Here is a 12,236-nt window from a genome sequence, read left to right as displayed (position 1 = left end):
ATTTATTTATGAATAATAATGCCATACATTGCTATTCATTTTCTTAATCATTATTCCTATGTATGAAAATGCGCGAGTTAGCTATCCAAAACAGCCTTCAGACCGACTCAAACACTCTTCGAGTGCATATTTCGGAACATTCCGAACAGTCATTTCGGAATAGCGAAACCGCGATCGGAAAGCCCGAAATCCTACCATTTTCTCTTTTAAATCAATAGCTCGCTATTATTTACTTCTTAAACAAGAAGGTAAGGAAGCGACAATGGCAAAAAAGAAAACTCCAATGAACAAAATCAAAGAGGTATTACGCCTTAAGTACGACTGCGGTCTCTCAAATCCAGCATCGCTTCTTGCCTTAAACTCGGTCCTTCCACCATATCGGAACTCCTGACTCGCTTTAAACAAAGCCAACTTGGTTGGATGACGTCTAACTTCCCAGTGCCATAGCGCTTGGAATAGTTTGTGGCCGACATACCCGAATATTTGTTTAGCAACACAATGGCGATAGTAATTCGCCCATCCCCTGAGTTTCGGATTTATGTGGTTTTCAGGAGGAACATCCTCTCACGATTCTTTTCCCACTGAGCCCAACGGCTAAGTTTCGTCACATTGTCCGAGCCACTGCTTTATTCAGGCTCGTAGGTTCATCTGGTGATACAGACTGTTCACTCATAAAGCGGTGAACAACGCTTCACATCCCAAAGCATGGCGGCAAAACACGTCTCTGGACATCAATGAGCTACAGCTCCCCCTAAATTAGCAATTCGTAGATAACTATAGGTATGGCAAAGTCGTTGTGAATTGCTAGTGCGATGAGTAACATAGCACCATAAAAAGGGTTGGTTTGCATTTGTTTGTTAGTGCGCACTAAGTGCCTTTATGGTAAACCGACCACCTACGCACAACGGGGGTATGGAAAATGTCATCAATAGCTGCTGAGTTCACGGTCTGAAACTAAAATCCAAGCATGCGACCCTGTAAATTAACTCTTCGACTTGATCTAAATGTACAGATTCCTCACTCATAAGGACATACAGCCGCATGTAGCAACTAAAGACAGGAAAGGCCGCCATTGCCGACCTTATAAATACTTATCGAACCAATTTAGTTCTTGCTTGACTACAGATTCAAAGAACTCACCACTGTACACCTGATAGTGGGTTGCACCTTGCTCAATATGTAACTGTTTAGGTTCATTAGCATGCTCGAATAACGTTTTCGACTCACTAACTGGATTCACTTTATCTTCACCGGCTGCCACTACTAGCAGGGGTTTATTTAGTAACGCTAGTGCGTTAAGTGGTTTGTGATTCATGGTTTCCCACACAGTTAAGAATGGGATTTTGATATTTAAAGCTGGGAAGTCATCTTTAAAATTATTAAAAAACTCTACAGATTGAGGGTCACCTAATACTTTAGCGATTGGCACCATCAACTCTTTGCCAGTCTTCGCCTTCTTGTCGCGCATTCGCTCTAACGCTCTAACAAATTTTTCTTTCTCTTCTACGTTCATTTCTCCGGTAATAACGGACTCACCATCAGCAAAAGTTAACTGAGCTACTACACATTGCACCTTCGGGTTGAGGCTTGCTGCAATAATTGAGTTCGCGCCACCAAAAGAAGTCCCCCAAAGCCCAATACGGCTCGCATCAATATTTTGCTGAGTAGATACCCATTCGATTGCAGCATTGATATCTTCAATTTGTAACGCAGGAACTAAACGACCAAGTTCCCCCTCGCTTTCTCCAAACCCACGATAATCAAAGGTAAGCGACGCGTATCCTTGCTCAGAAAATCGTTCAGCATAAGCAGGAAGTAGTAACTCTTTCACACCACAAAAACCGTGACACAAAATAATGATTGGATATTGTGTTTGTGGTTTATTTTTTGGCAAATAAAGGTGAGCGGAAATAGCCACCCCTTGAGAAGGGAATTTAACATGCTGATACATTTATATGTTCTCTTTGTATTTGAGTTTATATGTTATCTAAACATTCTTTATACACTAATTACGTTAACGACCTGTTCTGACCAATGAATTAAGCTCTTGTTCTTATCGTAAACATCAAGACACCTAAAACCTTGGGGAAAATCAGGAGTGGTAAATTTTTAATTAGAAAGCATTCAAGGCTAGCGAGTAATTAGGTTCATCGGTTATTTCTTTAACTAACTCTGAATATGTAACTTTTCCATCGGTACTCACACATACGATTGCACGAGTTGTTAAACCTCTCAGAGCGCCCTCTGTAATTGATACACCGTAATTCTCTGAAAAATCAAAGCTACGGAAGATTGACGCATGTTGAACATTGCTGATATTTTCAACTTCACAGAAGCGACCGACCGCAAAAGGTAAGTCAGCAGAAACACATAACACCACGGTATTTTCAAGTTTTGAAGCTTCTTCGTTGAATCTCTTAACGCTTGCCGAACAAACCGGAGTATCAATGCTTGGGAAAATGTTAATTATTACATTCTGACCTTTGAACGACGAAAGTGTTAGGTCAGATAAATCTGAAGCGGTTAGAGAAAACTCTGGAGCCTGCTCACCTACAACAGGAATCCCCCCTACAACTTTTACTGGGTTTCCTTGGAAAGTTACTTGTGACATAATTTAGCCTATTTTTAAATGATTGTTTTTTGTTAAAAAAATCATACGATTGAGTAGCAAGACATAACCCCAAAATTAATTTAGTGTCAATTGGCAAACAATACATTGGAGCTGTCTCAAATTTAATTTATTTGTTGGTAGTCATTATTCCTTTTATGGTAAATCCGCAAGTTTAGCCTTAGAACACCATGCTTCCAGCCCTCTAAAACGCTTTAAATACTGTTTTAGCAAGAAAATCTACCGTAGACCCCGCAACAAGTTTGAAAGTTTGTGACTCTTTTATCTCGATTAACATGGCAAAAATCAGCGGGGTTGCTTAAACCAAGAACCGTACAATAATGCCCATTTTTCACACTTTGTGAATCTTAGGTGTCAGATTAGTTATACTTACTCAAAACTCAACCTGTTCCAGTCGTACTCTTTATTGGCGAAACACACTTTGGGTAAAAATGTGTTTTCTTTAGCCGATTTATTTATCATTAGAAAATAAAATCAGAAACTTATGAATAGCACCTGCAATTTAAAACCCAAAGAGATGCCAAGATTCTAGGTGAATTACATTCGGATAATTTATTGTAAGGCAAAAGCCAATTAACTAGATATGAATAAATAAAGCTACCAGCAATAAATGGGGCAGAGCTGTACTAACTGAATTAGCTAGCTGGAAGATGGGAAATCAATCTGGGCTTAAAAAAATCTAGCCCAGATTAAATCTTACAGGCACCGAGTCAAAAATGGGTAACTGTCAGATCAGGTCTGAATTAGTACACTTTAAATGCTCTCAGCAAATTCAGGTTGCTTCGTCTTAGTTAAATCGCTGATAGCACCAAGCTCGATTGCTTCTTTCAACTCAGCTTGCTTGCGCATTGCTTTAGTTTCATTGAAGCCCTGTGCTACAGCAGTTTCGATGAACTCAGCATCATCAATATCGAAGTTTTTAACAGCTTTCTTGATGTCAGATAGATCCACTTGGAAAAACTCTTTACGCCTATTCACCATGTTCAGACGGTCATTATCAAATACGCGATGCAACTCTTTCTCAGAGAAGGTGCGTCAGTGGTGTGAATCATGGTGTGGACATCAAAACTGAATGGTACTGAAGCGTCACCCAACTCCTTGACCCGATCCATTGGTTCGAGTCGGCGGGTCATACCAATCTTATAAACGTTTTCTCCAAACGAGCCAATATTACTAATAACATAAAAGTGACCTTGCTTGGTTTGCTGCTGTGTGTCGTGTTGTTAAGAGTCTGGATCGGCTTAACTAGTTTTCGATCAAAAAAGAGCAATTAGCTATTTCTGAGACCGTTTCAATCGGCATTTAGAATCCGATCTGTAACCTGTAATACCACAAGAGAGCGCTCCCACTTACGAACTGGTAGAGGCATTCTTCCATTTTATGATCTCAAAAGTGACATGTTTTAGGGCAGTCTTATCACTTATATTAATATACAATCTCACACATAACCGAGGTAAGGTACATGAAAATCATAAAAACTATATCTAGAATGTTTCCCTATACATTTTTCATATTATTATCACTCTATATACAAATAAATATGGCTCATGCAAAAGCTCCTGATGATCTTGTTGAATTGCATACAAAGAAATGGGATGAGCTAGTTTTAAAAATTGCTAATGGAGCCTATGAGCCAGCTAATCCATATATTGAACTGGATCCATTTAGACTTGATAACAATACTGCAGCGGCCCCTTTAACCGCACTTATTGGCGTAAAAACTCTTTCATTTAGCCATGTATCTGTAACGGTAAAAGGAAAAACTCCTGAGACGGACGTTAGCTATCAATTTACAGAGGAAAGCATGGAGCATTTTATTCCCATTGCAGGGCTGTATCCTGATTACGCGAATATCGTAGAGGTTAGTTATGTTCATCCGCTCTCCCCTTCTCTTGATGAGACATATACATATACTATTCAAACTGAACCATTACCTGATGATTTTCCTATAATAGAAGAGCTAGATCCAGCCCTAATATCTCAACCCGAGCGTATGCAGCGAGGCCTCACTTTTATAGGGGTTCAAACTCATGGTTTTATTGGTATTGATGCCAACCATGAGGTTAGATGGTATGTTGGGCGCGATCTTTATTCAAACCAAGATATATCTGAAGATTGGTCGTCTTTTATCCGTACAGAAAATGGTAACTTTCTATTTACTAACACATTCTATCAACTTAATGAAGTTGACATTTTAGGCAGGTGTATAAAGCAAACTAATACTGACTTTAGGATGCATCATGATTTAGTCGAGCTTCCAAATGGCAATATTCTAATGCCAGCCGAGGTGGCTAATGCTTTTACTAGTGAACCAGAACCTGTAAAGATCGAAGATCAGCTGGTCGAATTGGATTACAATTCGCTCGCACCAAAACCAGAGCGAATTAAATATTTCGACTTCAAAAATATTATTGATGAATCACGCTTTTATCAACCAAATATTGACGAAGATAATGAAGACGTATATGGAATAGAAGTTATCGATTGGATGCATATGAATCGAGGAGATTATAACCCTGAAAGTAACTCTTATATGATATCCTCGCGCCATCAAGATGCGGTCATAGCTTTCAATCAAAACTCATCATTTGACTCGGTTACACATGAAGCTGGGGCTGACATCCGATGGATATTAGGCGCTCATGATAACTGGACAATCGAATATCAACCTTACTTACTTATACCAGTTGACGAGAATGGAAATAGTGATGGTAATTATTCAGATAAACGCTGGTTAGATCGTAACTTCTGGAATTGGGGGCAGCATTCAGCGACATTCTTACCAGACCAGGATAATAATCCAAGCACAGTTGACATAATCTTATTTGACAATGGAAACTTCCGAAGTTTTGATTCATCTTACTGGGTTAACGCTGCTGACAATAGCTCTCGATATGTACACTACCGAATTGATGAAGTAGATAAAACCGTTCAGCTAATCTATGAATACAGCGATCAATATTCATACAAATATTATAGTGGGTATGTTGGAAATGTCGTTAGATACTCTGATAATAACGAAAGTGGTACGTTTTTAATAAATTATGGTGGTGCAAACTTTGATGGAGAAGGCAATAAAATAGGAACTCCCAATGGAGATCCTGAAGACGGTTCAAGTGTAACGGGGGTTTTCGCTGAAATAGCTGTAACTGAAGTTGACTTTGAAACTGGTCAGCCAATCTTCGGTGTGAAAATATCCAATGGTGATACTGGGCATTTTTCATTCTATAGTTTCAAGTCGTTGCGATTCCCAATGTACCCAGATAACTTAGAACTAAACAGCCCCTATCATTAATTTATACGTTGCCATAAAAGGGCTTTTCAGGCTCTGTCGAAAACTTTATTGTATGGCGACAGAAGCTATTCTCTAGTAAGCGCCCCTAATCCCTCGGGGCGACATTCTAGTGTTTGAATTTTCAAGGTGGGAGTGCATCGATATCTGACTTAGCTTCCGCTATCTCGACAATACTGTAAAGCATCGCGCTCGCGTCAGCACCATTTACAGTGTCCGAGATCGGCCAATTTTTCTGCCAATGACCTGTGTAGTGGTCAAGTAAAACTGGCCACGGTTTTATGAGTGAACCAGAACTGTCGTTCTGATTCACTTGGTGTTAATCCACCGTTATATTGATGTGGACGGTGCTGGTTATAATAGCCAACTAGGTATGTAAAACTTTTATAGCCATTCTTTGGTACCCATTCCGTCTTCAAGCTTCTGAACACTCGCTCCATCGGACTATTGACGCTCCTATGTCAAGACAGACTCGCTAGATCTTTCAGTATTCGCGGGAATAGCTCTCTCGCTATATAACGTTTTAAGATACGAGTTATTTCCTTAGTTGATAGCCCTTCTGCTGTTCTTCGTTCAACATAGTCTTTTGTCCTGGGATCACTACGCATTCTAACCATTGCCACGGTCCAAAAAGCGTTATTCGCACTACGGCTACCTCCTCGATCCAACCTATGACGGGTAGTTTTCCCCGATCACGCTGGAATTGGATTAACGCCACACAAGGCTGCAAACGATGATTCTTTCTTTAATTGGTTGGCGTTGTCTCCAGCCGCAACTAAGAGCGTTGCAGCCACATTTGTGCCGACCCCAAACGTTGACACAAGGCTTTGAGCTGTGTTCAAAGTCAGTTTTTTCAAAGCATTATCAAGAGATTTTACTTGGTCGTTAAGGAAGTTCCAACGTTGTGCCAACAGCACAAGCGAAATCATTAATGGCTCACTACTATTAGAGCACCGAGCTAAGCATGCGGTCGCACACGCACTAGGCTTTGGCTGGTAAAGGGACTGTTTTAGCTCATCAGGACCTGATACAAGAAGAGCGCGTATTTAATTCATCGCCTGAGTTCTTGCTTTGACAGCGCTATTGCGGGTCATTTGCAGGCTCCGTAATGACTCGACTGGTCCTGCATGGCTTTTAGGAATGACTGCTGCCTATCCAGATAATATGCTTATAGCCGCATTCTCTGAATCTTTAAGTCTATTTTGCTTTTCAGACGTATCTCCATTCGATTTGGTCGCATCACTTCATATACATCAATACAATTCTTATTCAAGAATTTAGTCAATTCAGCACCATAGCTTCCCGTACCTTCGATGCCAGCTTTTTGAAGGAACCCGTAAGACTTACACCATGCTAAGAGCTCACGATAATCTGCAATGTCGGCACTAAATGACTTACTTTTAACAACCTGAGCAAGCTCATTGATAAGTGTTGCAACATGAAGCTCTAAATGAGTATCTACACCTAAATACAATTTGTAGCGGGGATCGTTACTGTTCATTTAATCACTCTCCTGAGTGAACAGCCCAGCAGGACAGGACACTGGAGATGCAATACAAAGCTCCTATTAAGTCACAACTGAGTCGATAGAATTGAACAGACTCTTTGAACGACAGGTCAACACAAAGACATTTCAACCAATCCCGGCAAGGGTCAGTACAAACAGTCTGTACTTATATTCTAATCCCAGTATCCCAGCAATTTCTTCGTCGAGATAAGCTTTGCTTGATCTGAAAGCGCCACCGTAATTGCCGATAACTTCGGCTGGTATAATGACTGCCTGGATCGCTGTGGAACATTACCCCTTGTCGTTTACCACGAGACTCATAAGTCATGGCAAGAGCTTTACTCGTTAATCGACTATCGGGCGTTAATGACATTGCCCAACCAATCGTTTTTCTAGCAAACAGATCTATAACAACGGCTTAGTACATCCAACGATGGCCTGTCCAAACATAAGTAACATCGCCAACCCAAACGTTGTTTGGCTCCGTAACTGAAAACTGGCGGCCTAAGTGGTATGAGATCTCAATATGTTCTTGTGATGCTCTGCGATACCTGCGTTTTGGTACTTGGAAGCTCGATAAGCCAAGGGCTTTCATGAACTTCGTTGCTCTGGAACGACCCTGATTAACTCCCTTAGTCGTAATTGTGTCAGCGATGGTTCTAGCGCCCGTAGAGCCGTTGCTTGCGGCGTGAGCCGCTAACTAGACTACGGAGCTTTACTGTTTCAGCATCAATCTCTGCTTGAGTTTCTTGATTATCAAGAATTGTTCAGTTAATCCGACATCGACAGAGCCATGGCTTTTTTAAATATTTCATTATGCTCTTCAAGGCGAGCTAACTTATGAGGTGATGACATCACCTCTAACTAAGTGACCAAATTCAACGTAACACTACATTCGAAAATATTGCACCTGAATATGTTTCGTGTGTACTACTTAATGATCCTAAGACATTGTAAAGACTCTCGTTGCTTTTTCTCGACCTCAGATGACTAAAGCTGACATGGTGACCTGAAACCATGACAACACCCTAAAATACTTAGCAAATGCTTGCTTGATATACATTTTAATTTATCAAATAAATCAAGGTTCAGACTTAGAGTACATTATTTCGTCGCCCCTAAGCCGAAACTAAAAAAGCGTCAATTCTTACTTCTATGGTAAACGCTAGTTTTGTTATATTGTTTGTCATGTGATGAGACTGTTATGTTCAAATTTTCCGACTGGACATTTTCAGGAAGGTTAAACACCTTCGACCTTCCAGAAATCACCATATACTCACTCCGGCATTGTTTTAGCTCGCCACAACCCTCTCCCTCTACAGTCACATAGATTAGTGTGTTACCTTTATTCTCAATTATCAAATCAGCACCGTTATTTAACACTTTATACTCTACGTTAGGTGAACGAGTTGGAATGATATAAATAGGTGTAAAACCGTAGTTGAACTGAATTCCACTAGACTTTATACTTTTAGCGTCATAGTGGCTTGGGGTAAACGGCAGCATGAACATAAGGTCTGTAGTGGTATCGCACGACGATTCGTAACACAAGCTTCTTATTCCAACCGTTTTTTCTTCACCAGGTCTAAGTACAACCTGTGGGTGTGTTAGCGAAATTTTCCAATCCGATAAGTTTTTACGCGTATAGTCATTACGAACCACTTCGTTATTCTGATTTACAGTCAACTCCTGTATATTTGACTGTATAAAAAGAGGGGCTGAACCATCATTTGACAAAGAAATAGCGCCATTTCCTTTTTCGTCAGATACTACAACCATTTTATCTACTTTAAATGCAAGTGCAGTTTCAGGAACGATAATTGAGTAACCAATGACCATAATTAAACAAGCTAACTTTATTTTCATATTATATCTCTTAAGAAGAACGGTTGACATTTTTGATAAATCTACCACTAAAAATTAGAGTAATTTCATTCAAATTCATGATTTAGCCTGAAGCTACTGTTTTAAAGAATATTCGACGCCACTTTCTTTTTATTGGGCATAGTAGAATATGACGCCAAAAAGATGCCTACCTGCGATGGTAGTATGCATAGACGCTAATCGCAGCGCTAGGAAAAGATATGAAAGCATTGGGAGGACTTGTGTGTTTTGTTTGGGTTAGTCTGCCATGTAACATTTAGGACCTAAAAAACACTGCTGCTTGATTAAACAACAGTGTTACCGTATATAGAAAACGTAAGTTAGTCACAGCTAAATTGAGGTATTTTAATCACCTCACCAGGGAATAGAAGATTAACGTCTCTATTGGATAACTGTCTGTTTACCTCAAGAATTTCCGTTAGTGATACTTGGTTTAACTTAGCAAGCTTGTTCAAATGGTCGCCAGTTTGGACTTGATAAGATTGAGTGACTTTTTTACATGGATTCAAGTTCACTGGCTTTGAGATATTTTGCTGGTTATTTGCTAATCTTAATTCTGGCTCCTTTTGATTTTTACTCTCCTCTAATGTAGTTATTTTCACAGCCCGATGTTCTAGATAACTTTTACTAATATGTTCAGAATTATAGCTCTCTTCCGAATTTGAAAAGCGATAAGCGACACGAACGTTAAACGAATAAAGGTCGTCTTGCCATTTTTGTAAGTCAAAGATTCCTCGATAAGAGATATCTGCGATCCAGTTTTTTGTCAGCGCATATTGCATGCCCAACGATGCAGTTACGTTGGTATCAATTTGTGAATAATTCAATTCATCGCTAAAAGTTGATAGACCGCCACCGGCTCCTATGTATAGTGACGAATAATCGCTCAAAGGTAATAATAAGCTTGCATCCAATATAGTGGTACTGAGGCCTGAATCTGCTCCACCTAACGCACCAAAGCCACTGTACTCTAACCCCAAACGCAAGTGAGAATTGACATTATAGCCCGCACCGACAGAATAACCCAACGCCTCACTATCCGCTTTATCATTATCGAAAACTGAAAACACCACACCACTACTGATTTGAACAGGTGATAAAGGCTGTTTTGCTTTGACGCCTTCTGCATTAACAATTAGCAGTGCGATCAACAAAATTTTTGTTTTCATTTATATACGAGGCTCCAACATAATTGTTACTTGATCTTCGTATCTACCACTTGAAAGTATTTCTCCATTATAGTTGTAACGAAAATTCAACTCGAAAGTAATAGCTGTTTTAGTACCTCCGCCCTGCCCGATCTGTGTTGTATTGTGTAACAGCTTGCCTTTCTCGACCATAATGTTATTACTACAACCTGCGCAATCAATACTGTAGGGGATTAACACATTACGTTCTGTTTGATGGACTAGATGATAGTCTGACTCGCCATTTAACAGTGTTAATTGAATACCGTCGCTAAAGTAGCCGTTGGCCGTAATATCGAACTTGGTTTGAGCAGACACCTTCCTGTTAACCACATCATATTGTGGGTCCATCTCCCCATCCCCTTGAACAATAATATTGTCAAGTTGGACAGGAAAATAATTAAACATCATAATAACGGTTTCATTTATATTACGATATGTTCTTATACCATTATTTTCGTAATAGTGACGTATCATGAATTTTATTTGGATAGAGTAAACACCTTGTTTTTTCCCTTCTAATGAACTAAGAATATCATTATCATTTAATGTAATTATTGGTCGATAGAAAACAAATGGTTCTGTTTTTACCTTAGCGCTTAACTTAGTTTCCGAAATACAGTTTATTCCAGTTAACTGTATTATGGGTAACTTAACGCTATCATGAATACAAGAGTTGTTCCCCATGCCGCTCTGTAATTTAGAAAACTCAGCACCTGTTGTATTGTATTCCATGCCTACAACTTGAACGGGGCTAGTGCTAGCATCAACCCAACCATTCGTAATAAATTGTTGACCCCCTCCAAGACTAGCAGGAGTCCAAGATTCAACAGCTTGTAACATTGGAGGCGTCCCCCAGGTACTTGGTACCATAGCATTTAAACCAGAGGTATGAGTCATGTTATCCCAATTAATTACACCGCCGCTTACAGTCGCTCTAATTTCAAATGCCGCATGTGACTGACTCATTTGAAATAATATAACGCCAATGAAGACGATAAATTGCTTTATCATTACATACCTCTTAGTTCTAACGTATATTTTTCAGTGTAACTGCGATCATGGGAAGTCACAGTAACGTTTATACTTTCGCTTTGCATCACGCTAGGTAATTTAAATGATTTTTCTCGACCAGCTAATACAGTATACATTTTTTGACAAGCTTGTTTGTTTTGGCCCTCACATGAATTCGCGTAAATATTGATCAATGTATTACTGTCATTGATAACATGTAATCTATCACCTTGATTTATTAACTCGTATGAAAATTCCGGATTTTTAGTTGGAATAACATATACTGGAGCGAAACCAAAATTCACTTGAATTGAACTGTTATCATTCTCTTCTTTTAAGTAAGGGCTTGGATAAAATGTTGTTAAAAACATGAGATCTTTATCATTTTCACACTTAGATTCACTACACAAACTGCGAATACCTACTACTTTCTCTTGACCTGGTTTCAAAATTAATTTCTGGTTTGTCAATGAAATCTTCCAATCTTCTAAGTTTTGTCTTGTATATTTTTTCTTCTTGATCTCAGTTCCGTTTGATATGCTAATTTCTTCTACTTTAGAATCAACGAATATTATATCGTCCTCATCATTAGTTAAAGTTAATATACCATTCGAGTTTTTGTCAGAGACAATAATCATTTTATCTAATTGAAGTGCATTTACAGAAAAATTTACTACCATAAGAATAGATATCGATATGATTTTTTTCAATTTCATTTCACCA

The 12,236-nt window shown here is 39.2% G+C and carries 9 protein-coding genes and 6 pseudogenes; 2 read left to right on the top strand and 13 right to left on the bottom strand.

What is annotated here, in order from left to right; genetic code table 11:
- Window positions 1-262: 262 nt before the first annotated feature.
- Window positions 263-420, top strand: a pseudogene (locus tag AB8613_RS14975) (IS21 family transposase); the annotation flags it as partial.
- Here the strand turns inward: AB8613_RS14975 and AB8613_RS14970 are convergent.
- The 4 genes and pseudogenes from AB8613_RS14970 to AB8613_RS14955 form a co-directional block, all read right to left on the bottom strand.
- A pseudogene (locus AB8613_RS14970) lies at window positions 382-540 on the bottom strand (group II intron maturase-specific domain-containing protein); the annotation flags it as partial. The pseudogenes AB8613_RS14975 and AB8613_RS14970 sit on opposite strands and share 39 nt — an antisense overlap.
- 541 nt (window positions 541-1,081) lie before the next feature.
- Window positions 1,082-1,951: an alpha/beta hydrolase gene (locus AB8613_RS14965; protein ID WP_372384032.1), complete on the bottom strand. Its 870-nt coding sequence runs from the start codon at window positions 1,949-1,951 to the stop codon at window positions 1,082-1,084.
- Between the two features lie 162 nt (window positions 1,952-2,113).
- Complete coding sequence (gene tpx / locus AB8613_RS14960; protein ID WP_372384031.1) at window positions 2,114-2,611, bottom strand: thiol peroxidase; 498 nt, start codon at window positions 2,609-2,611, stop codon at window positions 2,114-2,116.
- 771 nt (window positions 2,612-3,382) lie between these two features.
- Window positions 3,383-3,837: pseudogene (locus AB8613_RS14955) on the bottom strand (GIY-YIG nuclease family protein); the annotation flags it as partial.
- A 254-nt stretch (window positions 3,838-4,091) separates the two neighbouring features.
- On the opposite strand from AB8613_RS14955, the gene AB8613_RS14950 reads away from it, so the two are divergent.
- Window positions 4,092-5,924, top strand: coding sequence for an aryl-sulfate sulfotransferase (locus AB8613_RS14950; RefSeq protein WP_372384030.1), 1,833 nt, complete (start codon window positions 4,092-4,094; stop codon window positions 5,922-5,924).
- 121 nt (window positions 5,925-6,045) lie between these two features.
- Here AB8613_RS14950 and AB8613_RS14945 read toward each other — a convergent pair whose 3' ends face one another.
- The 9 genes and pseudogenes from AB8613_RS14945 to AB8613_RS14905 form a co-directional block, all read right to left on the bottom strand.
- A complete protein-coding gene (locus AB8613_RS14945; RefSeq protein WP_372384845.1) occupies window positions 6,046-6,234 on the bottom strand; it encodes a hypothetical protein in 189 nt (62 codons plus the stop codon).
- A pseudogene (locus AB8613_RS14940) lies at window positions 6,179-6,370 on the bottom strand (IS3 family transposase); the annotation flags it as partial. The pseudogene AB8613_RS14940 and the gene AB8613_RS14945, both read right to left, overlap by 56 nt.
- Window positions 6,371-6,382: 12 nt before the next feature.
- Window positions 6,383-6,850, bottom strand: a pseudogene (locus AB8613_RS14935) (transposase).
- Window positions 6,851-7,089: 239 nt separating this feature from the next.
- The gene (locus tag AB8613_RS14930; RefSeq protein WP_372384029.1) at window positions 7,090-7,422 is read right to left on the bottom strand and encodes a transposase; all 333 of its coding nucleotides are present in this window, start codon (window positions 7,420-7,422) and stop codon (window positions 7,090-7,092) included.
- A gap of 190 nt (window positions 7,423-7,612) precedes the next feature.
- Window positions 7,613-8,271, bottom strand: a pseudogene (locus tag AB8613_RS14925) (IS3 family transposase); the annotation flags it as partial.
- Between the two features lie 297 nt (window positions 8,272-8,568).
- On the bottom strand, window positions 8,569-9,294 hold the full coding sequence (locus AB8613_RS14920; protein ID WP_372384028.1) for a hypothetical protein: 726 nt from the start codon (window positions 9,292-9,294) through the stop codon (window positions 8,569-8,571).
- Between the two features lie 338 nt (window positions 9,295-9,632).
- Entirely contained in the window at window positions 9,633-10,481 is an 849-nt protein-coding gene (locus AB8613_RS14915) for an outer membrane beta-barrel protein (protein WP_372384027.1), read from the bottom strand.
- Complete coding sequence (locus AB8613_RS14910; RefSeq protein ID WP_372384026.1) at window positions 10,482-11,513, bottom strand: hypothetical protein; 1,032 nt, start codon at window positions 11,511-11,513, stop codon at window positions 10,482-10,484.
- Window positions 11,513-12,229, bottom strand: a complete 717-nt coding sequence (locus AB8613_RS14905) for a hypothetical protein (RefSeq protein WP_372384025.1) — start codon at window positions 12,227-12,229, stop codon at window positions 11,513-11,515. Before AB8613_RS14905 ends, AB8613_RS14910 begins: the two co-directional genes overlap by 1 nt.
- Between the last annotated feature and the right edge of the window lie 7 nt (window positions 12,230-12,236).

The sequence above is a fragment of the Vibrio sp. BS-M-Sm-2 genome (assembly GCF_041504345.1).
In the GTDB taxonomy this organism is placed as follows: Bacteria; Pseudomonadota; Gammaproteobacteria; order Enterobacterales; family Vibrionaceae; genus Vibrio; species Vibrio satsumensis.
This window is presented reverse-complemented; position numbering and strand designations above follow the sequence as displayed.